Below are 23,223 nucleotides of genomic sequence, written 5' to 3' on the forward strand. Positions count from 1 at the left end.
TTCGCGCGATCTGCCGCTGTCAGCCGATACCGCTGCCCGCCAGCGCCGCCAGGAGCAGCAGGGCGACGATATTGGTGATCTTGATCATGGGGTTCACCGCCGGGCCTGCGGTATCCTTGTACGGATCGCCGACCGTGTCGCCCGTCACCGCGGCCTTGTGCGCTTCGGAGCCCTTGCCGCCGTGATTGCCGTCCTCGATGTATTTCTTGGCATTGTCCCACGCACCGCCGCCTGCGGTCATGGACAGCGCGACGAACAGCCCGCCGACGATCACGCCCAAGAGCAGCGCGCCCAGCGCCGCGAAGCCGTTGGCCTGACCCGCGATGGCGGCGATCACGAAATAGACCACGATCGGGGCGAGGACGGGTAGCAGTGAGGGGACGATCATTTCCTTGATCGCGGCCTTCGTCACCAGGTCCACGGTGCGCGCGTAGTTCGGCCGGCTAGTGCCTGCCATGATGCCGGGATCGGCGGCGAACTGGTCGCGCACGTCCTTCACCACGTCGCCCGCCGCGCGACCGACCGCGGTCATGCCCATCGCGCCGAACAGATAGGGCAGCAGCGCGCCCAGCAGCAGCCCGACGATCACAAACGGGTTCTTCAGGCTGAAATCCACCGCCAGTCCAGGGAAGAACTCGGTCAGGTCGGTGGTGTATGCGGCGAACAGCACCAGGGCGGCGAGCCCGGCGCTGCCGATGGCATAGCCCTTCGTCACCGCCTTTGTGGTGTTGCCCACCGCATCCAGCGCGTCGGTCTTCTCGCGCACGCTGTCGTCCAGGCCCGCCATCTCGGCGATGCCGCCCGCATTGTCGGTGACGGGGCCGTAGGCGTCGAGCGCCACCACCATCCCCGCCAGCGCCAGCATCGCGGTCGCGGCGTAGGCGATCCCGATCAGCCCCGCGAGGCCGTAGGCGATGATGATGCCCGCCACGATGACGAGCGTCGGCAGTGCGGTGGATTCGAGGCTGATGGCCAGCCCCTGGATCACGTTTGTGCCGTGGCCGGTTTCCGACGCCTTGGCGATCGAGCGGACCGGGCGGTATTCGGTGCCGGTGTAATACTCCGTGATCCAGATTATGAGACCGGTGATGGCGAGGCCCAGCATCGCGCAGCCGAACAGGTCCCAGCCGGTGAAGCCGCCGACCGTGGTGGTCTGCGTCGCGACGGCCACCCCGTCCGCCACCGGCACCGCGACCGCCTCGGCCAGCATCGCCCCGCCGATCGTCGCCGACAGGTCGCCCAGCGCCAGCGTCATCACGAACCATATCGCCGGGATGGAGAGGATCGCGGTGACGAGGAAGCCCTTGTACATCGCGCCCATGATCGACTGTTTCGATCCCAAGCGGACGAAATAGGTGCCGATGATGCTGGTGACGATGCACGCGCCGCCGATCAGCAGCGGCAGGCTCATCATCGGTAGCAGCAGGTCGTTTAGGCCGGTCATCAGCAGGGCGGTCAGCACCATGGTTGCGCCCACGGTAACGACGTAGGTTTCGAACAGGTCGGCGGCCATGCCCGCGCAGTCGCCGACATTGTCGCCGACATTGTCCGCGATCACGGCGGGGTTGCGCGGATCGTCCTCGGGGATACCCGCCTCGACCTTGCCGACGAGGTCCGCGCCGACATCGGCCGCCTTGGTAAAGATACCGCCGCCCAGCCGCGCGAAGATGGAGATCAGCGAGGCGCCGAAGGCGAGGGCGACCAGAGCGTCCACGACCTCGCGGCTGTTTGCCGCCAACCCCATCGCCCCGACGAGGATCCAGAAGAAGACCGCGATCGCCAGCAGGGCGAGCCCCGCCACCAGCATCCCGGTGATGGCCCCGGCGCGGAAGGCGAGGGTCAGACCTTGCTGCAACCCGCTTTGTGCCGCCGCGGCGGTGCGCACGTTGGACCGGACCGAGATGTTCATTCCGATATAGCCCGCGATGCCCGACAGGATCGAGCCGATGAGGAAGCCGATGGCGGAGATCGGCGCGCCGCCGCGCGGCATGTCGAGGAAGACGAAGATCAGCACCGCCACGACCACGCCGACGATGGCGATGGTGGTGTATTGCCGGTTGAGATAGGCCTGCGCGCCTTCCTGGATGGCACCGGCGATTTCCTGCATTCGCTCGTTGCCGGCGCCCGCGCCAAGCACCTGCCGACTGGTGACGAAGCCATAAAGAATGGCCAGAAGTCCCAGCACAATCGCGATCAAGACCAGATCCACGTTCCTCTCCCCTTATTATTATTATTCGTTTTTATCGCATCGGGCGGCTCTATTGCGAACGACCCGTGCAACGACATGGCTATATCGGAGCCGTCTTGCGCGCAAGCCTGTGTGGACCGTGGCGGAGTCCCGTGTCCTGCCGAATACCGTAGCTGCGAAGAACAGGGGCAGGTTCACCGCCTTGCCGGTGCCGCGGCATCTTGGTAAACAAATCGTTATGCAAGCCGCCCTGACCCGTCTGTTCGCGATCATGCCGCTGATCTTCGGCTTCGGCTTCGTCGCGCCGCTTGTCGCGCAAGTAATGGCGGCCGCCGGGTGGGATGCGCCCTTCGGGCTGGAACGGATCGTGTTCGGGCTGATCGTCGGCGGGGCGTGGGGGCTGTACGCGCAGATCAGGGGGCGCTGGCTGTGACCGACGATGCGACCGTGCGCGATTTCGATCTCGATACCGACGATCTCGATCCGCGCGACCTGGCGGCGGGCGATGCCCCCGCCATTTCGCTGGCGGCGGACGATACGCTGGACAGCTACACCCGCGCGGATCTGCGCAAGGAAGAGCTGGAGATCGCGCGCGGGTTCGAGAACGGGCCGCTGTGGTTCTACCCCGCCTGGGCGGTGACGGCGCTGGTCGTGTGGATCAGCCTGTTCCCGCTCACCATGTCGGGCCAGCTGAACCTGTTCGTCGCCTGCGCGATCGCCAGCTTCATCGCTGCGGGCGGTTTCGTGACGGGGCACGAGGCCTATCACGACAACATGGTAAGGGAGGGCGGCAAGTATCGCCGGCTCAACGATTTTACCGGCACGATCTCGTGCATTCCGATCCTTCTGCCCTATTCGGTCGGCAAGCTGACGCATATCCGCCACCACCGCTTCACCAATCACCCGGAACACGATCCCGATTACGAGGATTGGGGCCATAATTTCTGGCACGCCGCCTGGCGCAGCTGGCTGGGGCGGCAACCGCGCGGGGCGGGGTCGTTGGCCGCCTATCGCCGGACCTTGCAGGCGATGGACACGCCCGCCTCGCGCAAGGCGCTGCGCGAGGGCGCGATCTTCCAGCTGGTCTATCTCGGCACGCTGTTCACCATGGCGTGGTCGGGCTACGCGCTGGAGGCGGCGATGGTGTGGTGGATCCCGCGCCATGTCGGGCTTTGGTTCATCCGCCTGTCGCTCAGCTGGGCCCCCCACCATCCGCGCAAGGACCAGTCGCGCTATGGCAATGCCCGGATCATGAAGAGCCCGATCGGGAATTTCCTGGCGATGGGCATGGAGGTGCACATGATTCACCACCTCTATCCGAAGATCCCGCACCACCGCACCAAGCCCGCCTATTTCGCGCTCAAACCGGTGCTGGAAAAGCGCGGCGTGGACTGCTCCGCCCTTTAGTCCGTGCGGCGGTGCTCGTAGCCGAGCGCGCCCGATACCGGCTCGTTATCCAGCAGCAGCGCGTGTTTCCTCCGTTCGTGCACCTCGCCGATACGGTGGGCGGGGATCGGTAGCTCTTCGTCCCGCGAGACGGTAAAGAGCAACTGGTAGTCGTCGCCCCAGCGCAGCGCCTCGTCGCGGCGATCCTCGGGCGCGGCGATCGGTATGGCCGCGCGGTCCAGTGCCAGCGTGACGCCGCTTGCCTCCGAGATGCGGCTGGCGTCGAGCAGCAAGCCGTCGGATACGTCCATGATGGCGCTCGCGAGCGGGGCCAGCGCGCGCCCTTCGGACAGCAGCGGGGTAGGGCGACGATAGGGTTGCGTGATGCGGCGGTTGTCGGGCGTGTCGCCATCGTCGCGCAAGGTCTCGAAACCGATCATTGCAGCGCCGACCGGGCCGGTGATGCACACCGCGTCGCCCGGCTTCGCCCCGGCACGCGAGGGGACGGGCTGCTGCTCCGTCTGACCGATGGCGGTGAGCCCCAGCGTACGCGCGCCGCCGTGATGGCTCACCGTATCGCCGCCCCACAGGGGCGCGCCCAGGGTGTCGCTCGCCTCCTCCAGCCCGGCGAGGAAACCCGCATCGTCCTCGCCCAGCGTATGGCCGACCAGGATACCGAGCGGGGTCGCGCCCTTCGCCGCGAGGTCGGACAGGTTCACCGCGACCAGCTTCCACGCAACATCGTGCATCGCCTGGCCGGGGAGCCAGTGCACTCCCTCCACCATCATGTCGTGGGTCACGACCAGCGCGCGCTCGCCCATGTCGAACACCGCGCAATCGTCGGCCAGGCCGCGCGCGGCAGGCGTGCCGGCGATCCGGCGTAGCGCCTCGATAAAGGCGCGTTCGTCGCTCAGCCGCGCGCGTCCTTCGCCACCGCGTCGAGGATGCCGTTGACGAACTTCGCCTCTCGATCGTCGAAGAACGCCTTGGCGACGTCGACATATTCGCTGATTGCGGTAGCCTTGGGCACGTCGGCGCGGGCGATCAGTTCGTAGGCACCGCAGCGCAGCACCTGCAGCATCGACTTGTCCAGCCGCTTCAGCGTCCAGCCTTCGGCCAACCGCTCGCTCAGCCGCAGGTCGATCTCCTCGCGCCGCGCGTCGACGCCCCGGACGATATCGTCGAAGAAATCGACTTCGGCATCGGCGAACTGGATGTCTTCGATCTCGCGGCCGAGGCGGTGCTGGTGGAATTCGTCGAGCACGCGCGCCACCGCGGTGCGCTCCATGTCGATCTGGTAGAGCGCCTGCACGGCGGCGAGGCGGGCGGCCGAGCGGGCCTTGGAACGGGGAGCGGCGGTGTCGGTCATTGCATACGCTTTTCGATGGAGGCGGCGTGCGCGGGGAGGCCCTCGGCCCGGGCCAGCGCGATCGCCGCAGGGCCGATGGCGTCGAGCCCGGCGCGGTCGGTCGAGATGAAGCTGGTCCGCTTCATGAAGTCGAGGACCGAGAGGCCGGAGGCGAAGCGCGCGCGGCGCCCGGTGGGAAGGACGTGGTTCGGCCCGGCGATATAGTCGCCGATCGCCTCTGGCACCATACGGCCCAGGAAAATGCTGCCCGCGTGGCGGATACCGGCCATGAAACGCTCGGGATCGTCCACCGCCAGCTCGACATGTTCGGCGGCCAGCCGGTTGGCGAGCGGGATCGCGTGGTCGAGATGCTCCACCACCACCAGCGCGCCGTGCGCGTCCCAGCTCGCCCGCGCGGTCTTGCCGCTGGCGAGCATGGCGCATTGCACGTCGACGCGGTCCTCCACCTGTTCGGCGAAGGCCGCATCGTCGGTGATGAGAATGCTCTGCGCGGTCGGATCGTGCTCCGCCTGGCTCAGCAGGTCGGCGGCGATCCAGTCGGGATCGTTCTTCGCGTCGGCGATGACCAGGATCTCGCTCGGCCCGGCGACCATGTCGATCCCGACCACGCCGAACAGCTGGCGCTTCGCCTCCGCCACCCAGGCATTGCCGGGGCCGGTTATCACGTCGACCGGCGCGATACGCTCGGTACCATGGGCGAGGGCGGCCACCGCCTGCGCCCCGCCGACGCGCCAGATCTCGTCCACACCCGCGATATGCGCGGCGGCGAGCACCAGCGGATTGGTCTCGCCATTGGGTGTCGGGGTGACGACCACCAGCCGTTCCACCCCCGCGACCTTGGCGGGCAGGGCGTTCATCAGCAGCGAGCTGGGATAGGCCGCCCGTCCGCCCGGGACGTAGAGCCCCGCCGCGTCGACCGCGCGCCATTTCGCGCCCAGCCGCACGCCGGCATCGTCGGTATAGTCGCGGTCCTGCGGCAGTTGCTCCGCGTGATAGGCACGGATGCGGGTCGCCGCGAGATCGAGCGCCTCGCGCAGCTCGGGGTCGAGCATCTCGTAGGCCTCGCGCCACGCCTCTGGCGCGATCCGCCAGTCCGCGTCGTCCGCCAGTCGATGCTTGTCGAACCGAAGCGTATATTCGGCCAGCGCGTCGTCGCCCTTCGCCCGGACGCGGGCGATGATGTCGGAAACGTCGCGCCCGACATCCTCCGCGCTCTCGCGCCGGGCGTTCACCAGCCGGTCGAACCGCGCCTCGAAATCGGCATCCCCGCTGTCGAGCCGCTGCATCAGGCCGCCTTCCGCTTCTCGGCATCGGCGCGGAACGCCTCGACCAGCGCGGCGACACGCGGGTCGGTCTTCAGCGCCGCGCGGTTGACGATCAGGCGGGCGGAAATGTCGAGGATGCGCTCGCGCTCGACCAGCCCGTTTTCCTTCAGCGTACGCCCGGTGGAGACGAGATCTACGATCCGCCCGGCGAGGCCGAGCGAGGGCGCCAGCTCCATCGCGCCGTTCAGCTTCACGCATTCGGCCTGGATGCCCTGCCGCTCGAAATGGCGGCGCGTGATTTGCGGATACTTGGTCGCCACGCGCAGATGGCTGGCGCCGTTCGTCGCGCCCTCGGCCCCGACAGGTTCGGCGACTGCGAGGTGGCAGTGCCCGATATCGAGATCGACCGGCGCGTAGAGGTCCGAATAATCGAACTCCTCGATCACGTCGGAGCCGACGATGCCGACCTGTGCCGCGCCATGGGCGACGAAGGTTGCGACGTCGAAGGCGCGCACGCGGATCAGCCGCATGTCCTCTCGCGTGGTGGCGAAGGCAAGTGCCCGGTTGGCCTTGTCGTGAAAGCCCTCTTCCGGCACCACGCCCGCGCGCGCCATCACCGGCAGCGCCTCGTCGAGGATGCGCCCCTTGGGCACGGCGAAGGTGAGCTGGCCTGTCATTGCGCGCGCGACTTAGGATGCGGGCGGCGAAAGGGCAATGTGTATGGCCGAAAAGCAGGCGGTGATGGAGATCGCATCGGTGCGCGAAGCGATCGAGTGGCAGGCGCGCCATGCCGAGGAGGCGGGTATGCCCAATACCGCGCGCGTGGTCCGCGGCCTGTTGCCGGTGGTGGACGGTGACACGACCGTGGGCCTGCGCATGGCGAACTGGCACGGGCTGACACTGCGCGACGCGATGCCGCTGCGGATCCATGGCGGCTTGCATCACCTGCTGCTGACGGGCGAGGACAAGCGGCTGGAGCCGGTCTATGCCGGGCTGACCACCGACCAGGGGCAGGTCGACGACATCGTCGTGGCGCTGGTCGAGAAATACGACCACCAGCTGCTCGCCTGGCTCGATGGGCCACCGCAGACCAACGAGGCGGGGCGCTCGGCCAGCCTGCTTGCCGGGCTGCTATGGCTGGGCGAGCGCGTGCCGCCACGCTTCGAACTGCTGGAGATCGGGGCGAGCGCTGGCATCAACACGATGATGCATCGCTTCCGCTTCGACCTGGGCGGGGTGCTGCGCGGGCCGCCCGACAGCCCGGTGCAGCTGACACCCGAATGGCGGGGCGACCCGCCGCCCGAGACGAACATCCAGATCGCATCGATCCGCGGCTGCGACACGGCACCGATCGACCTCGCCGATCCGGCCGAGGCGCTGCGGCTCAAGAGCTATGTCTGGCCCGAGGCGCGCGGTCGGATGAGCCGCGTCGATGCCGCCGCGCGGCTGGCGCAGGAAAGCCCGCCGGAGGTGGTGCGGATGGACGCGATGGAATTCGTCCGCAGCGCGCTCGCCGAGCCGCAGGAGGAGGGCACCACCCGGGGGCTGTTCCACTCGATCGTGTGGCAATATCTGCCCGATTTCCAGCAGGAGGCGATAGAGAACGCGATGGCCGAAGCGGGCGCGGCGGCGAGCGAAACCCGCGCGCTGGCTTGGCTGACGCTGGAGACCAATCGGGAGACCTTCCGCCACGAACTCTATGCGCGCTACTGGCCCGGCGGCGAGGAGCCGGTGCCGCTGGGCCACGCGCACCCACACGGCGAATGGGTGGAATGGCTGGGGAAATGATCGAGAAACATAAAAAGCGCGACTACTTCGCCGAGATGTATGTTGCTGGGGTGATGGCGGACGCTGGATGGAATATTTATTTTCCTCACCGCGATATGGGTTTTGACCTTATCGGCACGCTCGCGCGATCTGACGGGCTGCTAATCAGACCGGTGCAGGTCAAGGGTCTTTATCCAACTGAAGAAAAAACTGCTAAGAATGTCTACGGATATGTCGGAGGCTTGTCAGTAACCCATCCGGAAATGGTTCTGGCTCTGGCGTACTTCCCTACAATACACAGCCGATCCCCTAACCATATAGCTTGGATGCCGCTCCAGCAGATCCGCCCCCATATTCGAGGCTTTCGATGCCAACCTGCGAAGTACGATGGTAACAATCCAGTACCTCGTCAGAATTTCGAGCACTATTTTGATGATGCCGGGCTGATGAATGTTGCAGCGAACAACTTTAGCGAACTTACCTAGATATCCGTCCGCTTCAGAAACGCATCCATCGCCGCGCACACCTTTTCCGGCGCTTCCCACGGGACGAAGTGGCCCGAACCCTCGATTTCCGCGATGGTCAGGTCGTCGACCACCGCGTCCAGTCCGCCGAGGTTCTCCGGCGGCAAAGCGAGATCGTCCATCCCCCACACCACCAGCGTCGGGATGGTCAGGTTCGGCAGCGGCGGCGGGCTCCAGCCCTCGGGCAGCTCGAAGGGCGCATCCATCGGCGGGACCACGACGGGGCTCGCGCGATACCAGTTGAGCATGCCGAAGGCGGCGCCGCGGTTCTGCCAGTCGGACAGAAGCGCATCGCGTTCCTCCGGCTCCATCGCGCTCGGGCGTTCCCATTTCACCTCCTTGGCGAGGACGCCGGCGAGGCCGTGTTCGCGCACCAGCTCGTCGTTGGCGGTGTCGCGGAAACCGCGGATATACTGGCTCGACTTGCGCTGATGCTCGTTGGTGTAGAGCAGCTTCTGGAAGACGCCGGGGTGGGGCGCGTTGGCGATCACCGCGCGGGTGACGCGGCCGTTCATTTGCCCGCCGAGCGCGATGCCCCAGGCGATCGCGCCGCCCCAATCGTGGCCGACAATGGTGAATTCGCCCACGCCTAGCGCGTCGGCGAGCTGGAAGATGTCGCCGATCAGCTTGTCGGGGGTGTAGGCATCGACCTCCTGCGGCTTCGAGCTGCCGCGATAGCCGCGCTGGTCGGGCGCGATGCAGCGATAGCGGTCGGAGAAATGGGCGATCTGGTGGCGCCAGGTACGATGGCTCTCGGGAAAGCCGTGGAGGAAGATCAGGGCGGGCCTATCTCTCGGCCCCTCGTCCACGCAGTCCAGTTCGATCCCGCTTGCCAGCTTCACGCGCTGCAATTCCATGGTCAGTCCTCCGCCCGCATCTTGTCGATGTAACCCTCTTCCACCATCCGCGCGACCTGGTCCAGCAGCTGGTCGGGCGTGCGACGCATCTCGCCCATCGCCTCCTCCATGCCGCGCGCGACCACGATCTCGCGCTGGCCGAGCGCGATCGCGTCCAACATCGCCTTTGCCGCCTCGTGTGCCGGGATGCCCTTCTCGATCGCGCTGTCACTGCGCCCGCGCGCCGAACCGTCGGCGGTCAGCGCATTGCGCGAAACATCGGTCGCGATCGAGCCGGGGACCACCACATGGACCTCCACTCCGGACCCGGTCAGTTCCGCCCGCAGCGCGTCGGCATAGCCGATCAGCCCGGCCTTTGCCGCGCAATAGCCGGTGCGCATCGGCACCCCGACCTTGCCCGCGACCGAGGAGATGAAGACCATGGCGCCGCTCCCGCGCTCGACCATCGGACGCACCAGCCCCTGCGCAAAGGCGATCTGCTGCGTCAGATCGACGGCGATGATGTCGCGATAGACCTGCATGTCGGTTTCCAGCGCGATGCTGCGCTGGGACACCCCGGCATTGGCCACGGCGAGGTCGATCCCGCCCTGCCAATCGAGCGCCCGGGCGGTCGCGTCCGCCATCGCGGCGTCGTCGCGCACGTCGAAGGGCAGGATGAGCGTGTCGGTCGCGCAATCGTCCGCAACCTGCCCTAGGCGTGCCTTGTCCCTGCCGGAGAGCACGATCCTCGCGCCCCGGCCTGACAGATCGCGCGCCAGCGCCGCGCCGATCCCGCTCGACGCGCCGGTGATCCAGGCGGTCTTTCCGTCGAATTCCATGGCTTCCTCCCTTACGGCTTATTCAGGGGTAGCTGACCGTTTTCGGCGCACCCTCGGGCAGGGGGATGAACTCCTCCTCGTCGCCCGGCACCTTGGCGAAGCGACCGGCGCGCCAGTCCTCCTTGGCCTGCTGGATCCGCTCGCGGTCGCTGCTGACGAAGTTCCACCAGACATGCCGCCGGGTGGGGAAGGCTTCGCCGCCCAGCAGCATCACCCGCGCGCCGTCCTTGCTCGCCAGCGTCATCGCGGCACCCGGCTTGAGCACGGTGAGAGCGAATAGGTCGAGCGGCTGCCCATCCACGCGCGCCTCGCCGCCGACCAGCATCACCGCGCGCTCGTCCGCCTCCGCCTCGATCGGGATCGAGCCACCGGGGCCGAGCACGATCTCGGCGTAGATCGTCTCAGCATGGGTGGTGGTCGCGGCGCGGCGACCCCACAGCTCACCCATGACCACGATCGCCTTCGTACAGCCGTCCTCGACCACCGGCAGATCGGTGATCGCCTCGAACGCCGGGTCGATCTCCTCCCGCCCATCGGGCAGGGCGAGCCAGGTCTGCATCCCGTAGAGCGAGGGGCCGCCTTTGCGCTCCTCTGCCGGGCTGCGCTCGGAATGCACGATCCCGCGCCCGGCGGTCATCAGGTTCACCTGACCCGGGCGGATGGTGGAGAATGTACCCAGGCTGTCGCGGTGGTCGATCGCGCCCTGGAACAGCCAAGTCACCGTCGACAGGTTGATATGCGGGTGCGGCCGCACGTCCATTCCGCCGCCGATATCGAGCTGGGCCGGGCCGAACTCGTCGACGAAGACGAAACGGGCCGACCATGCTGCGCGCCTTTGCGGGCAGCGCGCGGCGGACGGTGAAATCGCCCAGATCATGGGTAACGGGGGTGACGACCTGTTCGATCATGCTGCGTCGAGCTCCGGATAATGGCGGAAGATACCATCCTCGTTGAACGCGATCCGTTCGTCCGAGTCCAGATAGCGCGTGACGCCCTCGATCTCCGCCACGGCATCGCGGCAGGCGACGATGCGCGGATAGGCGCTCTCGATCGCCGCCATCCGCTGCGGGAAAGCGTAGCGCAGCCCCTCGACCAGCTGGAACAGAGACGTGTCGAAATGGCTCCATTCGTTGCCTAGCACGTAAGGCCCGTCGCGTTTCCCCAGAGCGGTCTCGAAGTGGTCGAAGTACTTCGTGACCCGCTCCTCGCGGAACGCCTCCGCCGCGCGCTTCGCCGCGTCCTTCTGATCTTCGTAATAGAGCCCGCCGGACACGGGGTGATGCACATCGTGCACCTCGGCGACGATGTCGGTGATGGTGAGCTGCAGCTGGATCAGGTGCAGGTCGGTCTTGAGGTCGCCCGTGCCGCGGTCGTGCCGGTCGGTCAGGAACGCCAGGATATGCGCCACCTGCGCGATCGCGAAGCCTTCGTCGTCGCCCTCGCGCACCACCAGATAGGGCGGGGCGTAGGGCGCGAAATCGTCGCCCTGCTCGCGCGCCTCCATGTCCTCGACCAGATCCTGCGCGTCGCCCGTGCGCGCCCGGTCTCGCCACGCGACGCCCAGCGCGGCCAGATAGAGACGTACGAACTCGCCTCGCCCCTGGATGGAGGGCCAGTACCACAGGTCGTAGGGCGCGCTCATGCCGCAGGCTCCGATGCTTTGATCGCCAGCGCGTGGACCCGCTCGCCCGGCAGATCGCCCAGCGCGGCGTTGACCATCCGCTGCCGCTCCAGCCGCGACTTGCCCGCGAAGGCCTTCGCTTCGACGATGACCGTGAAGTGCGATTCGCCGCTGCCGTCGTCGCCCGCATGGCCGCTATGCGTCGCGCTGTCGTTGACGACCTCCAGATGGGTGGGGTCGAGCGCCTCCTTCAGGCGCGTCTCGATTTCGCGTTGGACCGGGCCGGACATGGGATTCTCGCCTTTGCAATTCGTGGGAAGCGCTCCCATTCTAAAGGCCGATGCGCACTACAAGGTTCCATGGAAGACACGAGGCGGGCGAACGGCAATGCGAGGCCCCGGGCTGCACCGAGCCGGGCGAATTCCGCGCCCCGGCGGATGGCGGGCACAGGTTCGACGGGCCCGGCCGGTGGCGCTGGTTCTGTCTGGAGCACGTGCGCGAATTCAACGCCGGGTACGACTGGTTCGATGGCATGAGCGCGGAGGAAATCTACGCCGCGCAATCGCCGGGCGCCGGCTGGGCGAGCGAAACGCGCGCCTTCCGCCCGACCGCAGGGATCGACGGCATGCCGCGTTGGGCCGATTTCGACGATCCGCTGGATGCGATCGGCGCGCGGGCGAGCGGCATCAAGAGCCGTGCCCGGCGCGAGGCGGAAATGGCGATGGACGGCCGCTTCAGCCGCGAGGAGGCGCAGGCGCTGGAAACGATGGGGCTGGGGTCCGATACCGACCGGCGGCGGCTGCGGCGGCGCTATTCCGAACTGGTGCGCCGTTATCACCCCGACCGCAATGGCGGCGACCGGCAATACGAGAAACGCCTGAGCCGCGTGGTCGAAGCCTACCAGGTCCTGCGCAAATCGCGCGCGATCGGGTGATGTGTTAATCTTTCGAGGCCGCGTAAATTATCGCCGGGCACCGATCTTTGGGTCCGTAACTGGGGCGGTTCGAAACTGTCGGGTTCTGGCTACCGCGCGAGTGAAACGGCCTTTCATATTTCAAGATGCAGGAACTGGTTGAACTCGCTTTTCCGGTAATCGCCGAATGCGTCGCCGTTCTTGAAGCCACGCCGACGATAGAGCTCGAGCGCCGGCTCGAATGCATCGCCGCTTCCCGTTTCGAGGCTTAACAGTTCGACACCTCGGTCCGCTGCGGTATCGATGATCGTTTCGAGAATTGCGGCGGCAGCACCGCGTCTCAGAAAGTCAGGATGGGTCCTCATCGATTTGACCTCCGCCGTTCGATCACCCAGCATGTTCAGCGCGCCGACCGCGGCAATCCGGTTTCCAGCCCAAGCGGTCCACACTGTAACCTCAGGCAGGCGGAGTCCGGAAAGATCGAGCGCAAAAACGCTTCCCGGAGGAGAATGAGAGTGCATCCCAGCCAGATGCAACGCGAGCAGTTCGCGCGTTGCATCCGACGACAGATCGTCTGTCACAACGTTGAACACGAAACGAGCCTCAACCATTTGCGGTGCGATGGCCGCTGACAAGCAACGCTACAAGTCCCGTCAATGGCCGCAATTGGGATCGTTCCCCGCTCGTCCGTTTCTGAAGTAGCGACCCAGCAAGCGGTTGGTCTGCTGATAGGGCGTTTTCAGGCCCCCCGAATGTCTTAAATTGGGGTGGTTTTGAGCCGGTCGGCTTTCAGGGTGGAGCTTGCGGTAAGTTGCCGTGCCGATTGGGATGCTGAAAAGAGAATCTGCGGCTTAGCGCCTCAAGCCGTTGGCGCGGTAGAAGGCTGCCAGTGCCCCGGTCGTAGTGATTTGCATGTTGGGTAAGCTCATGCCATCGATCATGTCGCGGTAGTGCATGCGGTTGGCTCTGGTGTCGAAGGCGATGTGCCGGATCATATCCCATTTCACGCTATCGCGACCGCCCTCCAGAGCGCCGCGCCGGTCGCCCTCGAACCAGCAGCGTCGAACGTACCGATACAGGCTGGTTGTCGTCGGAACGTCGAGAAGGATGAAGCCGGTCGCTCGTTCTAGCCGTTGCGGGAGCAGCCAGGAGTAATTGCCTTCGATCACCCAGCTGTCGCCAGTAATCGCCTTATCGTGACGCGCCGCAAACTCATCGGGCGGTCGTGGTACCCAGTCGGTGTGCGGAAGATGGCGTAGCTGATCGAGGTGGACCACCTCCAAGCTCCGCGCTCGCCCTATTGCCTGAGCGAGAGTCGATTTGCCGCTGTTCGACGGTCCCATGATGCAGATGCGTGTGCCCAGTTCGTCCAGCGTCATGGCGCAGAATACCTCCTTGCCGTGCGCGATATGTCTACGGGCGGGTTCCCACAACGGAACCTATAGCGGGACGGTGGCAAGGGCGATAGCGTCGGCAATCATCCGAATGGCCGGTTCCGGGATGCCGTTCTCACCTCTCGAATGACCGACATTGAGGTCGTTAGCGGACAGGCAGCTTTTCTAACGAAACTGGGAACATCTGCCTTGGAGTTTCCGCAGTCATCCCATGACACCGGGAGTGGACGATAGGCGATCCAGAGCTTTTCGGGTGGCTTGAGAAGGGGTCACACATACAGCGCAAGCGTCACCAGCGGCCCTCGGCCATCGCGGCCCGGCGGGCGATTTCGCGCTCGCTCGTGGCGGGGTTTGGTGCTTCGTCGGGGTAGGGAGGGAGCGTGCCGCCGAGGCGATAGGTCGCGATCATCGTGCCCTTCGCGGTCACGCAATGGTCGGTCATCTCAAGGCGGTCGACCGGTGTGCCTTCGCCGAACAACCTTTTGCCGCGCCCGAGCGTGACAGGGTACGTCATCAGGATCAGCGTATCGACAAGCCCAGCCGCAAGGAGGCCGGGATAGAGCGTGCTCGAACCCTGGATGACGAGATCGGGTCCGTCGCTTTCCTTCAGCCGCGCGACGTCTTCCATGCCGGTCAGCCGATGACTGTTCTGCCATTCGAGCGGCCGATCGCCGCGCGTGAGGACATATTTCGCGGCCCTGTCGAAAGCTTCGCCCATCGGCTTTTCCTCGCCCTCGACATAGGGCCAGTAGGCAGCGAAGATGTCGTAGGTGCGTCGGCCCAGCAGCAGGTCGTATTCGCCGGAGAAGAGCGAGCCCAGCGTTGGTTCGATGCCCTCGTCCCACATCTTGAAGACCCAGCCGCCTTCCTCGAAACCGCCCGTCGGATCCTCGGTCGGCCCGCCGGGTGCCTGCATCACGCCGTCGAGCGAGAGAAAGGCGCTGGCTTTTATGAGGCGCGCCATGGCCTCAATCGCCCCGCCTGGCGGCATCGATAGCGGCAACGTCGATCTTGCCCATCGTCATCATCGCCTCGAACGCCCGCCTGGCCTCGTCCCCTCCGGCCTGCTGCGATTCGAGCAGCGTGCGCGGGGTGATCTGCCAGTTGAACCCCCATCTGTCCTTGCACCACCCGCAGGCGCTCTCCGCGCCCGCATTGGCGACGATGGCGTTCCAGTAGCGGTCGGTTTCCGCCTGGTCCTCGGTCACGACCATGAAGCTGACGCTCTCGTTCGGCTTGAACATGTCGCCGCCATTGAGGCCGGAGAAGCTGCGACCCAGCACGGTGAACGCGACCGTCAGCGCATCGCCCTTCTTGCCGCTCGGAAAGTCGGCCGGGGCGCGGAAGATTTCGCCCACCGCGCTGTCGGGAAAGGTGTCGGCATAGAAGCGCGCGGCCTCCTCCGCGTCGCCATCGAACCACAGCACCGTGGTGAGCTTGTCTCCTTTCACTTCTGCATCTCCTCGATGAACTTCTCGTCGATTGCCTTGGACTTCCGGTAGGCCGCGCGGCCCTGCAGTCGTTCGCGATAGGCGGCGAAACTCTCCCGTTCGGGCAGGGTGCCGAAGGCCAGTCCCCAGTCGATCTGGCTGCCGACATAGACGTCCGCCATGGTGAAGCGATCGCCGCACACGAATTTGCGCCCTTTCAACATGGTATCGAGAGCATCTACGGTGCGGTCGTAGGTCCCGAAGCCGGGCATCGCCTGCCGGTCCTCGGGAACGTCCCAGCCCATCGCCCTGGCCGTGACGGCCTGCTCGACCGGGCCGGCGGCGAAGAACAGATAGCGAAAGTAATCCGCCATCTCGACCGCCTTAGGGAGAAGTTCTGGTGCGGTCTGTTCGGCCAGATAATGGCAGATGGCTGCCGCTTCTGTCACCACGTGATCGGCTCCGGGAACATGGTGGACGATGGTCGGCAGCTTGCCCATGGGGTTCGCATCCAGCAGCGCTTGCGGCTTCGCTTCCCAGTCGACCATCACCGGCTCGTAGTCGGCCCCGGCCTCGTGCAGCGCCCAGCGCGCGATCTGCGCCCGGCTCATCGGGTGGAAGAAGAAGGTGTAGTCCGCCATGATTAATGCTCCTTACGTGGGCCGACCAGCCCGAATGCCGCGCCCTGCGGGTCGACACATACTGCACTGAATTCGCCGCCGGGGATCTGGCTGGGGCCGTGAACCAGCGTGCCGCCGCCGCTTTGCAGGGCCGCCACAGAGGCGTCGATATCGCGCACGCCGATCGAATAGACCCAGTTGGACTGCGGCATGGCGGGCGGCTTTTCCATCACGGCCCCGATCATCGTGCCCCCGTGATGCAGGAACTTGTAGTCGCCCATCTCGCCCATCGGCATCGCCCCTTCCTGCGTCCATCCGAACAGGTCGGTGTAGAACGCGATCGCGCCGTCCTGATCGGTGGTGGAAAGCTCGTTCCAGCGCACGTGCTCGGCCTGATCGGCGGAGAACACGTCGCTAGTCGCGTCCGGATCGTTCTCGGGCGGGGTCGGGGTCATGACGTAGATCGGTGCGCCTTGCGCGTCGGAGACCAGCGCCATCCGCCCGACGCCCGGCATGTCCTGCGCGGGCATCCATGCCTTGCCCCCCGCATCCTCGAACCGCTTCACCGCGGCATCGACATCGGGGACGTGGACATAGCCATACCAAGCCGGGCGTGCCCCGCCTTGCTCCATCTCATCCGTCAGTTGCAGCACACCGCCCGCGAAGCCGCCGTCGCTGCGCCTGATCATGCGATAATCCATCTCGCTGTCGCCGCTCGGCTCGGCATCGATGGTCCAGCCAACGACGTTGTCGTAAAACACCTTCGCCGCATCGGCATCGGTGGTCATCAGTTCGTACCAGATGAAGGTTCCGCGATGGTCCGCCATGGCTCAGGCTTCCTTCTGCACGATGGTTTCGAACCCGCCATAGACCATGCGCTTGCCGTCGAAGGGCATGTCGGAGAACGCCTCCATCCGCGGGTCCTCCATCATCTTCGCCTCGCCTGCGTCGGCGGTGGCTTTGTCGGGCCAGGTGACCCACGAGAAGACGATCTTCTCGCCCGCCTCGGCCTTCACCGCGCGCCGGAAATCGGTGGTCTGGCCGTCCTTCACATCGGCTTCCCAGCATTCCACCTGCGACAGCGCGCCGTATTCCCGGACCAGCGACCAGAATTTCTCGGCGATCTCGATATAGGCCGCCCTGTTGCCCTCGGGCACGGCGAGAACGAATCCGTTCACGTACATCCTGTTTCTCCCATGGTCTGTCCTTGTTTCTTCTGCGCCCAATAGTTACCTTGGGCAACTATGAAATTACAAAATGTAACTGATACGAGTTCGAGGCTTCACGGTAAATGGTACGACGATGCCTGCGGCACCGCGTTCGGGCTGGAACTGGTGGGCGAGCGCTGGTCGTTGCTCATCATGCGCGAACTGATGTTCGGACCGCGGCGCTTCTCCGACATTCGCGCCGGCGTGCCGGGCATTTCCGCCAAGGTTCTGACCGAACGGCTGACTACGCTTGAGGCGAATGGCGTCCTGACGAGGCGGATCGTAGAGGAGACCGCCACGGTGCAAGTCTACGAGCTAACAAAATGGGGATACGCCGCGGAGCCGGTGATCCAGGAGCTGGGGCGCTGGGCAGTTGCTTCGCCGCTGCACGATACGACCCTGCCATTGTCCGCCGCATCGTTCATGATGTCGCTGCGCACCATGTTCGATGCCCGGCTGGCGCTGCTGTTCGAGGCGCGGATCGGTTTTCGGATCGGCGACGAGAAGTTCCTCGCCAATCTGTCGCATGGCGCGCTCTCCATTGCGCGCGACAGGCTGGACCAGGCGCAGGCGATCTTCTTCGCGCCCGAGGCACCGTCGCTGGCCGCGCTGTTCTATGGCGGGGTCCCGTTCGAGGAGCTGGAGGCGCAAGGGGCGGTGGAGATTTCCGGACGGCGCGAACTCGCGCTGCGGTTCGCGGAGATTTTTACCCTCCCGGATAAGGTCGGCTAGGACTGGCGGAACGCCCAGCGCAGCGTGCGACCCATGGCGCGGGTCGCGACGCTGGCGGGCAGGGCGGTCAGACCGGGGCGCTCCAGCCCCAGCATCGACCGGGCGAAGGGGGGCAGCAGCCCGACCGCCTCCGCCCCCAGCATCGCCTGCAACGCTGGTGGCGCGCCTTCGGGGCGCTGGTTCAGCACCAGATCGGCGACCTCACGCGCAGCGGGCGAGGTAGCGAGATCGCCGCGCAACTCCCGGAATATCGCTTCCGCCCCGGCCCGATCGACCGGCACCGGATCCGCACCCAGCGCCCGGGCGACGACAGCGAACTGGCGGTAATATTCGTCCTGCTCGTGGCCCGGCATTCCGGGGCGCACTAGCCGTAGATAGGCGGCGAGGAAGCTCGTCGCTTCCGCCATATGCACCCAGGCCAGCGTGCGCGGATCGCTGGCGGTGTAAGGCGAGCCGTCGGGCAGAGTGCCGGTGACCTTAGCATGGATGCGGTTGACCCGTTCGATGGCACTCCGTGCGTCGTCGCGCTGGCCGAAGGTGGTGACGCTGATGAACCGCGCGGTGCGGCGCAGGCGGCCATGCATGTCGGCGCGAAAATTCGAGTGGTCGAGCACGCCCTGCAAGGCGTGTGGATGAAGCATCTGGAGCAGCAGGCTGCGAATTCCGCCCACCATCATGCCCACGATGTCCGCATGAACCATGCGGATCGGCGAATCGCGCTCGAACAGGGCATCGTCGCTGGGCGGCACCGGCTGCTGGCCGCCCTCGACATCGTTGAACAGCGCCCGCACGCGCCCGACCAGCTGCTGGCGCAGAAACTCGCTGGGCAGGGGGCGGCTGGTCATTAGGGGAATATAGGCTGCCGCGCCGCGAAGAAAACGTCGCGCCCGCTATCGCTTGCCAGTTGCGGGCGGGAACCTTAGGTCGCACAACGAAATGAACGACATGACCGACAAGAGCTTCGACCCCAGCGCCAAGACCGCGCTCGCCGCCCCGGATACCGAGGTGAACGTGCGCGAGACCTTCGGCATCGATATCGACTGGACCGTCCCCGCCTTCAGCAAGGCCGACGATCGCGTGCCCGATGTCGATGAAAGCTACGTGTTCGATCCCGATACCACGCTCGCGATCTTGGCCGGCTTCGCGCACAACCGGCGCGTGATGGTGCAGGGCTATCACGGCACCGGCAAGTCGACCCACATCGAACAGGTCGCCGCGCGCCTCAACTGGCCGTGCGTGCGGATCAATCTGGATGCGCATATCAGCCGCATCGACCTCGTCGGGCGCGACGCGATCGTGCTGCGCGACGGGCTCCAAGTGACCGAGTTCCGCGAGGGGCTGCTGCCCTGGGCGCTGCAGCACCCGGTGGCGCTGGTGTTCGACGAATACGACGCGGGTCGCCCGGACGTGATGTTTGTGATCCAACGCGTGCTGGAACAGCAGGGCAAGCTGACCCTGCTCGACCAGAACCGCGTGATCCGGCCCGATCCCAATTTCCGCCTGTTCGCGACCTCCAACACGGTCGGCCTGGGCGACACCAGCGGGCTCTATCACGGCACGCAGCAGATCAACCAGGGCCAGATGGACCGCTGGAACATCGTGGTCGGCCTCAATTACCTGCCCGCCGAAACCGAGCAGGAGATCGTGGCGGCCAAGAACCCCGACACCGATCCCAAGGTGCTGGCGGACATGATCAAGGTCGCCGACCTGACGCGGCAGGGTTTCATCAATGGCGACATCTCGACCGTGATGAGCCCGCGCACGGTCATCACCTGGGCGCAGAACAATGCGATCTTCCGCGATATCGGCTACGCCTTCCGCGTCAGCTTCCTGAACCGCTGCGACGAGGCGGAGCGGATGCTGGTGGCCGAATACTACCAGCGGGTGTTCGGCGAGGACTTGCCGGAAAGCGTGGTTTCCTCCGCCGGATAGGCGCATATGAATTCACGCTCGCGCGGACTGCCTTAAGCTGGCAATACACCCGGATGAATATTCCTTTCCTCGGTCGATCGAAGCGGCGATCCGAAGAGGACGAGCCGCGGCGCCACCGGGGATATTACACGCTGCACGAATCGCAGCTGCCCGATTGGGACGATGACGACGACGAGGTTGCCTATCGTTCGGGCCGGCCCGCCGCCGAACCCGATTACAAGGCGTGGGATGCGCGGCTGGCGGCATTCGACCGCCGGGCCGCCGATGCGCCCGGCCATGCGGGTGCTATCGAACGCGCTCCGACGAAGTGGTGGCAACCGGCGCATTGGCGGGACCGGCGCAAGCGTTGGTGGGCGGCGCGGATCGTCGCCGGCATGCTGCTGGTGTTCTTTCTGCTGGTCGCGTGGCTTGCGGTAACTGCGCCGCTGTCCAAATCGCTGGAGCCGGTGGTGCCGCCGCAGATCACCCTGACCGCGACCGACGGCACGCCGATCGCGCGCAAGGGCGCCGACGTCGCCGCACCGGTCAAGGTCTCCGAATTACCGCCACAGGTGATCGAACCGTTTCTGGCGATCGAGGACCGCCGCTTCTACGACCATTGGGGCATCGACCCGCGCGGTATCGCCCGCGCCGCGTGGACGGGGCGGGGCGGGGGCTCCACGATCACGCAGCAGCTTGCCAAGTTCACTTTCCTGACGCCGGAACAGACGCTGACCCGCAAGGCGCGCGAGGCTCTGATAGCATTCTGGCTGGAAGCGTGGCTGAGCAAGGACGAGATCCTCGAACGCTATCTCTCCAACGCCTATTTTGGCGACAACACATACGGGTTGCGCGCCGCGAGCCTGCATTATTTCTATCGCCAGCCGGAGAAACTGCGCCCCGAACAGGCGATGATGCTGGCGGGGCTGGTGCAGGCGCCCAGCGCCTATGCCCCGACCCGCCATTGGGACCGCGCCCTCGCGCGGATGAAGCAGGTGAAGGGCGCCATGGTCGATGCGGGCTATCTGACCCAGGCGCAGGCGCGCGCCATGCCGCTGCCCCGGCTCGACGTACGTAACCGGGCCGACGTCCCGACCGGCACCTATTTCGCCGATTGGGCCCTGCCCGAGGCGCGCGAACGGGCGGGCGGCGGCTATGCGCAGCAGACGATCGAGACGACGCTCGATGCGCGGCTGCAGAATATCGCGCGGCAGGTGGTCGCGCGCGCGCCGCTCGGGCGCGCACAGGCGGCGCTGGTCGCGATGCGGCCGAATGGCGAGGTCGTCGCGATGATCGGTGGCAAGGATTACGAGACGACGCCGTTCAACCGCGCCACGCAGGCGCGCCGCCAGCCGGGCTCCACCTTCAAGCTGTTCGTTTATCTCACCGCCCTGAACCAGGGCTGGTCGCCCGAGGATCGGATCAACAACTCGCAGATCACGCAAGGCGGCTATCGCCCCCAGAACGCGGCGGGCCGCTATTCCGATACCATCGCGTTGCAGGATGCCTTCGCCCATTCGAGCAATGTCGCCGCGGTGCGTCTGTTCGAAGAAGTGGGAAGCAAGGCGGTCATCGCCACCGCTCGCGATCTGGGCGTCACCTCGCCCATCCCGGAAGGCGATCCCAGCGTCGCCCTTGGCACCGCGACGATGAGCGTGCTCGAACTCACCGGTGCCTACGCCGCGATCGCAGGCAATGCCTATCCGGTCGAGGCGACGCCGTTCGCGCGGCAGGAACAGGGCCTGATCGAGAAGCTGTGGAATGGGCCGGACAGCTTCTCCCGCCGCACGCACGAGGGGATGAAGGCGATGCTGCGACGGGCGGTCAACCAGGGCACCGGGCGCGCGGCGATGTTGCCGATCGCCAACTACGGCAAGACCGGCACGACGCAGGACCACCGCGACGCGCTCTTCGTGGGCTTCGCGGGCGATCTGGTCGTCGGCGTATGGATCGGAAACGACGACAATTCGCCGCTCGACCGCAAGATCAGCGGCGGCGGGCTGCCCGCGCAGATCTGGCGCGATTTCATGCGGCAGGCGTTGACGATCGACGCACGGCCGTCTCCCGCGCCCAGCAAGAACCCGCAAGGCGCGGTGGAACCCCTCGACGAGCCCGATCCTGCCGAGGACGGGAACTCCAGTCTGGATGTCGACGAAGATGGCGTGACCATCCGCACCGGGCCGGACGGCATGCCGGTCGACATCCGGATCGACCGGTCCGGCGAGGTGCAGGTCCGCTCCGACGCGATCGACGAGGCGCGGCGACAGGCGGAGCGGGCGGGTGAGGAGGCGGCGCGCCAGCTCGAACAGGCGCAACGCGAGAGCGGGGCGCGTTAGCCGCGGTCGGCCACGAGGACGTTCATCACGGCGGTGGCGCGTGGCCGGGAACGGTCATCCTGCCAGCACTCGACCGCGACATTGGCGTTGCGACGCCCGAGCTTGGTGATGCGCGCCTGCGCGAACAGCGGGTCCATCTTCGCGGCGGCCAAAAACTGTACCGTGATATTGATCGGCTTCAGCTTCAGGCCCGGCCCGCGCTCGCTCAGCGCGCTGCGCAGCGCGGCGTAGCCGGCGGTTTCCATCAGCCCGCTGATCGCCCCGCCGTGAAAATGGCCGGGCCGTCCCTCGATCGCCTGTTCGGGATCGACGACCAGAATGGGCGTGGTATCCGCTTCCGCGTCATGTTCGTGGATACGGATGCCGAGCGAGCGGGCGTATGCGGTGAGGAGGTCGCTGTCAGGCACTCAGCCGCGCCCCCAGATTGCTCGGTCCGTTGATGGTCATGAAAACCGCGGCGACATGCGCCACCGGGTCTGACGGGTCCCCCTCGTGCGCGATCCCGCGCACGAAAGCGGCGGAGCGGGTGGCGGCGTAGCATTCCGCCCGCCCGATCACCTTGCCGCGCGGGCGTGCCGGGCGCTGGTAATCGACGCGCAGGTCCAGCGTGGCGACCGGCTGGAACACGCCGTGACGGGTCCAGATCGCCATGCCCCCTGCCATGTCCATCATCGAGATGATCGGCCCGCTGGCCAGTACTTCCGCCTCGCTCTCGCCGACCAGATCCTCACGCCAGGGCAGTTCGAGTTCGATCCAGTCGGTTCCGTGGCCGACATAGCGCATGCCGAGCCATCCAACATGCCCGCTCCTCAGCAGGAACGGCCCGGCGGTATCGGGATCGAATGGGGGCAGCGTCTCGCTCATTCCGGCCCCCGTGCCTGCAA

The 23,223-nt window shown here is 66.2% G+C and carries 27 protein-coding genes and 1 pseudogene; 8 read left to right on the top strand and 20 right to left on the bottom strand.

Annotation, left to right across the window (positions count from 1 at the left end; translation table 11 throughout):
• Nucleotides 1–19: 19 nt before the first annotated feature.
• Nucleotides 20–2,209, bottom strand: coding sequence for a sodium-translocating pyrophosphatase (locus tag F7D01_RS11080; RefSeq protein ID WP_215227612.1), 2,190 nt, complete (start codon nucleotides 2,207–2,209; stop codon nucleotides 20–22).
• Nucleotides 2,210–2,426: 217 nt separating this feature from the next.
• On the opposite strand from F7D01_RS11080, the gene F7D01_RS11085 reads away from it, so the two are divergent.
• Nucleotides 2,427–2,621, top strand: coding sequence for a hypothetical protein (locus F7D01_RS11085; protein ID WP_215227613.1), 195 nt, complete (start codon nucleotides 2,427–2,429; stop codon nucleotides 2,619–2,621).
• The gene (locus tag F7D01_RS11090; protein WP_215227614.1) at nucleotides 2,618–3,595 is read left to right on the top strand and encodes a fatty acid desaturase; all 978 of its coding nucleotides are present in this window, start codon (nucleotides 2,618–2,620) and stop codon (nucleotides 3,593–3,595) included. Before F7D01_RS11085 ends, F7D01_RS11090 begins: the two co-directional genes overlap by 4 nt.
• Here the strand turns inward: F7D01_RS11090 and thiL are convergent.
• Genes thiL through hisG form a run of 4 tightly spaced genes read right to left on the bottom strand, consistent with a single transcriptional unit; the run spans nucleotide 3,592 to nucleotide 6,885 of the window.
• Nucleotides 3,592–4,488: a thiamine-phosphate kinase gene (thiL, locus tag F7D01_RS11095; RefSeq protein ID WP_215229781.1), complete on the bottom strand. Its 897-nt coding sequence runs from the start codon at nucleotides 4,486–4,488 to the stop codon at nucleotides 3,592–3,594. The two genes, F7D01_RS11090 and thiL, sit on opposite strands and share 4 nt — an antisense overlap.
• Nucleotides 4,485–4,943 (bottom strand): transcription antitermination factor NusB, encoded by a 459-nt coding sequence (gene nusB / locus F7D01_RS11100; protein ID WP_215227615.1) that lies wholly within the window; start codon nucleotides 4,941–4,943, stop codon nucleotides 4,485–4,487. The genes thiL and nusB overlap by 4 nt, the downstream gene beginning before the upstream one ends.
• Nucleotides 4,940–6,229: a histidinol dehydrogenase gene (gene hisD / locus F7D01_RS11105; protein WP_215227616.1), complete on the bottom strand. Its 1,290-nt coding sequence runs from the start codon at nucleotides 6,227–6,229 to the stop codon at nucleotides 4,940–4,942. The genes nusB and hisD overlap by 4 nt, the downstream gene beginning before the upstream one ends.
• Nucleotides 6,229–6,885, bottom strand: coding sequence for an ATP phosphoribosyltransferase (hisG, locus tag F7D01_RS11110; protein WP_215227617.1), 657 nt, complete (start codon nucleotides 6,883–6,885; stop codon nucleotides 6,229–6,231). Before hisG ends, hisD begins: the two co-directional genes overlap by 1 nt.
• 43 nt (nucleotides 6,886–6,928) lie before the next feature.
• Here hisG and F7D01_RS11115 point away from each other — a divergent pair, with 43 nt between their 5' ends.
• Entirely contained in the window at nucleotides 6,929–7,996 is a 1,068-nt protein-coding gene (locus tag F7D01_RS11115; RefSeq protein ID WP_215227618.1) for a DUF2332 domain-containing protein, read from the top strand.
• Complete coding sequence (locus F7D01_RS11120) at nucleotides 7,993–8,460, top strand: hypothetical protein (RefSeq protein WP_215227619.1); 468 nt, start codon at nucleotides 7,993–7,995, stop codon at nucleotides 8,458–8,460. Before F7D01_RS11115 ends, F7D01_RS11120 begins: the two co-directional genes overlap by 4 nt.
• On the opposite strand, the gene F7D01_RS11125 is transcribed toward F7D01_RS11120, so the two are convergent.
• The 5 genes and pseudogenes from F7D01_RS11125 to F7D01_RS11145 form a co-directional block, all read right to left on the bottom strand.
• Nucleotides 8,457–9,356 (bottom strand): alpha/beta fold hydrolase, encoded by a 900-nt coding sequence (locus F7D01_RS11125; RefSeq protein WP_215227620.1) that lies wholly within the window; start codon nucleotides 9,354–9,356, stop codon nucleotides 8,457–8,459. The genes F7D01_RS11120 and F7D01_RS11125 overlap by 4 nt on opposite strands.
• 2 nt (nucleotides 9,357–9,358) lie before the next feature.
• Complete coding sequence (locus F7D01_RS11130) at nucleotides 9,359–10,174, bottom strand: SDR family NAD(P)-dependent oxidoreductase (RefSeq protein ID WP_215227621.1); 816 nt, start codon at nucleotides 10,172–10,174, stop codon at nucleotides 9,359–9,361.
• Between the two features lie 22 nt (nucleotides 10,175–10,196).
• Nucleotides 10,197–11,082: pseudogene (locus tag F7D01_RS11135) on the bottom strand (pirin family protein).
• Nucleotides 11,079–11,816, bottom strand: a complete 738-nt coding sequence (locus F7D01_RS11140) for a glutathione S-transferase (RefSeq protein WP_215227622.1) — start codon at nucleotides 11,814–11,816, stop codon at nucleotides 11,079–11,081. Before F7D01_RS11140 ends, F7D01_RS11135 begins: the two are co-directional and overlap by 4 nt.
• On the bottom strand, nucleotides 11,813–12,085 hold the full coding sequence (locus F7D01_RS11145) for a BolA family transcriptional regulator (protein ID WP_215227623.1): 273 nt from the start codon (nucleotides 12,083–12,085) through the stop codon (nucleotides 11,813–11,815). The genes F7D01_RS11140 and F7D01_RS11145 overlap by 4 nt, the downstream gene beginning before the upstream one ends.
• Nucleotides 12,086–12,135: 50 nt before the next feature.
• On the opposite strand from F7D01_RS11145, the gene F7D01_RS11150 reads away from it, so the two are divergent.
• The gene (locus F7D01_RS11150) at nucleotides 12,136–12,729 is read left to right on the top strand and encodes a DnaJ domain-containing protein (protein WP_215227624.1); all 594 of its coding nucleotides are present in this window, start codon (nucleotides 12,136–12,138) and stop codon (nucleotides 12,727–12,729) included.
• A gap of 113 nt (nucleotides 12,730–12,842) precedes the next feature.
• Here F7D01_RS11150 and F7D01_RS11155 read toward each other — a convergent pair whose 3' ends face one another.
• The 7 genes from F7D01_RS11155 to F7D01_RS11185 all read right to left on the bottom strand — a co-directional run bounded on the left by F7D01_RS11155 (nucleotide 12,843) and on the right by F7D01_RS11185 (nucleotide 17,336).
• A complete protein-coding gene (locus F7D01_RS11155) occupies nucleotides 12,843–13,319 on the bottom strand; it encodes a GNAT family N-acetyltransferase (protein ID WP_251566767.1) in 477 nt (158 codons plus the stop codon).
• 240 nt (nucleotides 13,320–13,559) lie between these two features.
• A complete protein-coding gene (locus F7D01_RS11160; RefSeq protein WP_215227625.1) occupies nucleotides 13,560–14,087 on the bottom strand; it encodes an AAA family ATPase in 528 nt (175 codons plus the stop codon).
• A 304-nt stretch (nucleotides 14,088–14,391) separates the two neighbouring features.
• Nucleotides 14,392–15,066 (bottom strand): dihydrofolate reductase family protein, encoded by a 675-nt coding sequence (locus F7D01_RS11165; RefSeq protein WP_215227626.1) that lies wholly within the window; start codon nucleotides 15,064–15,066, stop codon nucleotides 14,392–14,394.
• Between the two features lie 4 nt (nucleotides 15,067–15,070).
• The gene (locus F7D01_RS11170) at nucleotides 15,071–15,553 is read right to left on the bottom strand and encodes a VOC family protein (RefSeq protein WP_215227627.1); all 483 of its coding nucleotides are present in this window, start codon (nucleotides 15,551–15,553) and stop codon (nucleotides 15,071–15,073) included.
• On the bottom strand, nucleotides 15,550–16,173 hold the full coding sequence (locus tag F7D01_RS11175; protein WP_215227628.1) for a glutathione S-transferase family protein: 624 nt from the start codon (nucleotides 16,171–16,173) through the stop codon (nucleotides 15,550–15,552). The genes F7D01_RS11170 and F7D01_RS11175 overlap by 4 nt, the downstream gene beginning before the upstream one ends.
• Before the next feature lie 2 nt (nucleotides 16,174–16,175).
• Nucleotides 16,176–16,979 (bottom strand): VOC family protein, encoded by an 804-nt coding sequence (locus F7D01_RS11180; RefSeq protein WP_215227629.1) that lies wholly within the window; start codon nucleotides 16,977–16,979, stop codon nucleotides 16,176–16,178.
• Nucleotides 16,980–16,982: 3 nt separating this feature from the next.
• Entirely contained in the window at nucleotides 16,983–17,336 is a 354-nt protein-coding gene (locus F7D01_RS11185) for a DUF1428 domain-containing protein (protein WP_215227630.1), read from the bottom strand.
• Nucleotides 17,337–17,396: 60 nt separating this feature from the next.
• Between F7D01_RS11185 and F7D01_RS11190 the strand changes: the two genes are divergently transcribed.
• A complete protein-coding gene (locus F7D01_RS11190) occupies nucleotides 17,397–18,092 on the top strand; it encodes a helix-turn-helix domain-containing protein (protein ID WP_251566769.1) in 696 nt (231 codons plus the stop codon).
• Here the strand turns inward: F7D01_RS11190 and F7D01_RS11195 are convergent.
• Nucleotides 18,089–18,937 (bottom strand): oxygenase MpaB family protein, encoded by an 849-nt coding sequence (locus tag F7D01_RS11195; protein WP_215227631.1) that lies wholly within the window; start codon nucleotides 18,935–18,937, stop codon nucleotides 18,089–18,091. The two genes, F7D01_RS11190 and F7D01_RS11195, sit on opposite strands and share 4 nt — an antisense overlap.
• Before the next feature lie 91 nt (nucleotides 18,938–19,028).
• Between F7D01_RS11195 and cobS the strand changes: the two genes are divergently transcribed.
• Both cobS and F7D01_RS11205 read left to right on the top strand, forming a co-directional pair.
• Nucleotides 19,029–20,024 (top strand): cobaltochelatase subunit CobS, encoded by a 996-nt coding sequence (cobS, locus tag F7D01_RS11200; protein WP_215227632.1) that lies wholly within the window; start codon nucleotides 19,029–19,031, stop codon nucleotides 20,022–20,024.
• Between the two features lie 53 nt (nucleotides 20,025–20,077).
• On the top strand, nucleotides 20,078–22,339 hold the full coding sequence (locus F7D01_RS11205; protein WP_215227633.1) for a transglycosylase domain-containing protein: 2,262 nt from the start codon (nucleotides 20,078–20,080) through the stop codon (nucleotides 22,337–22,339).
• On the opposite strand, the gene F7D01_RS11210 is transcribed toward F7D01_RS11205, so the two are convergent.
• Both F7D01_RS11210 and F7D01_RS11215 read right to left on the bottom strand, forming a co-directional pair.
• Complete coding sequence (locus tag F7D01_RS11210) at nucleotides 22,336–22,746, bottom strand: PaaI family thioesterase (RefSeq protein WP_215227634.1); 411 nt, start codon at nucleotides 22,744–22,746, stop codon at nucleotides 22,336–22,338. The genes F7D01_RS11205 and F7D01_RS11210 overlap by 4 nt on opposite strands.
• Nucleotides 22,739–23,203 (bottom strand): PaaI family thioesterase, encoded by a 465-nt coding sequence (locus F7D01_RS11215; RefSeq protein WP_215227635.1) that lies wholly within the window; start codon nucleotides 23,201–23,203, stop codon nucleotides 22,739–22,741. The genes F7D01_RS11210 and F7D01_RS11215 overlap by 8 nt, the downstream gene beginning before the upstream one ends.
• Between the last annotated feature and the right edge of the window lie 20 nt (nucleotides 23,204–23,223).

Source organism: Erythrobacter sp. 3-20A1M (assembly GCF_018636735.1).
Taxonomy (GTDB): Bacteria; Pseudomonadota; Alphaproteobacteria; order Sphingomonadales; family Sphingomonadaceae; genus Alteriqipengyuania.

Excerpts from the sequence above, each read along its gene's own strand:
- hisG (WP_215227617.1), bottom strand. The coding sequence starts at position 6,885 with ATGACAGGCCAGCTCACCTTCGCCGTGCCCAAGGGGCGCATCCTCGAC.
- F7D01_RS11215 (WP_215227635.1), bottom strand. The coding sequence starts at position 23,203 with ATGAGCGAGACGCTGCCCCCATTCGATCCCGATACCGCCGGGCCGTTC.
- F7D01_RS11145 (WP_215227623.1), bottom strand. The coding sequence starts at position 12,085 with ATGTCCGGCCCGGTCCAACGCGAAATCGAGACGCGCCTGAAGGAGGCG.
- F7D01_RS11115 (WP_215227618.1), top strand. The coding sequence starts at position 6,929 with ATGGCCGAAAAGCAGGCGGTGATGGAGATCGCATCGGTGCGCGAAGCG.
- F7D01_RS11195 (WP_215227631.1), bottom strand. The coding sequence starts at position 18,937 with ATGACCAGCCGCCCCCTGCCCAGCGAGTTTCTGCGCCAGCAGCTGGTC.
- cobS (WP_215227632.1), top strand. The coding sequence starts at position 19,029 with ATGAACGACATGACCGACAAGAGCTTCGACCCCAGCGCCAAGACCGCG.
- F7D01_RS11205 (WP_215227633.1), top strand. The coding sequence starts at position 20,078 with ATGAATATTCCTTTCCTCGGTCGATCGAAGCGGCGATCCGAAGAGGAC.
- F7D01_RS11155 (WP_251566767.1), bottom strand. The coding sequence starts at position 13,319 with ATGGTTGAGGCTCGTTTCGTGTTCAACGTTGTGACAGACGATCTGTCG.
- F7D01_RS11180 (WP_215227629.1), bottom strand. The coding sequence starts at position 16,979 with ATGGCGGACCATCGCGGAACCTTCATCTGGTACGAACTGATGACCACC.
- F7D01_RS11120 (WP_215227619.1), top strand. The coding sequence starts at position 7,993 with ATGATCGAGAAACATAAAAAGCGCGACTACTTCGCCGAGATGTATGTT.
- F7D01_RS11150 (WP_215227624.1), top strand. The coding sequence starts at position 12,136 with ATGCGCACTACAAGGTTCCATGGAAGACACGAGGCGGGCGAACGGCAA.
- F7D01_RS11175 (WP_215227628.1), bottom strand. The coding sequence starts at position 16,173 with ATGGCGGACTACACCTTCTTCTTCCACCCGATGAGCCGGGCGCAGATC.
- F7D01_RS11165 (WP_215227626.1), bottom strand. The coding sequence starts at position 15,066 with ATGGCGCGCCTCATAAAAGCCAGCGCCTTTCTCTCGCTCGACGGCGTG.
- F7D01_RS11140 (WP_215227622.1), bottom strand. The coding sequence starts at position 11,816 with ATGAGCGCGCCCTACGACCTGTGGTACTGGCCCTCCATCCAGGGGCGA.
- F7D01_RS11190 (WP_251566769.1), top strand. The coding sequence starts at position 17,397 with ATGAAATTACAAAATGTAACTGATACGAGTTCGAGGCTTCACGGTAAA.
- F7D01_RS11185 (WP_215227630.1), bottom strand. The coding sequence starts at position 17,336 with ATGTACGTGAACGGATTCGTTCTCGCCGTGCCCGAGGGCAACAGGGCG.
- nusB (WP_215227615.1), bottom strand. The coding sequence starts at position 4,943 with ATGACCGACACCGCCGCTCCCCGTTCCAAGGCCCGCTCGGCCGCCCGC.
- hisD (WP_215227616.1), bottom strand. The coding sequence starts at position 6,229 with ATGCAGCGGCTCGACAGCGGGGATGCCGATTTCGAGGCGCGGTTCGAC.
- F7D01_RS11085 (WP_215227613.1), top strand. The coding sequence starts at position 2,427 with ATGCAAGCCGCCCTGACCCGTCTGTTCGCGATCATGCCGCTGATCTTC.
- F7D01_RS11160 (WP_215227625.1), bottom strand. The coding sequence starts at position 14,087 with ATGACGCTGGACGAACTGGGCACACGCATCTGCATCATGGGACCGTCG.
- F7D01_RS11130 (WP_215227621.1), bottom strand. The coding sequence starts at position 10,174 with ATGGAATTCGACGGAAAGACCGCCTGGATCACCGGCGCGTCGAGCGGG.
- F7D01_RS11125 (WP_215227620.1), bottom strand. The coding sequence starts at position 9,356 with ATGGAATTGCAGCGCGTGAAGCTGGCAAGCGGGATCGAACTGGACTGC.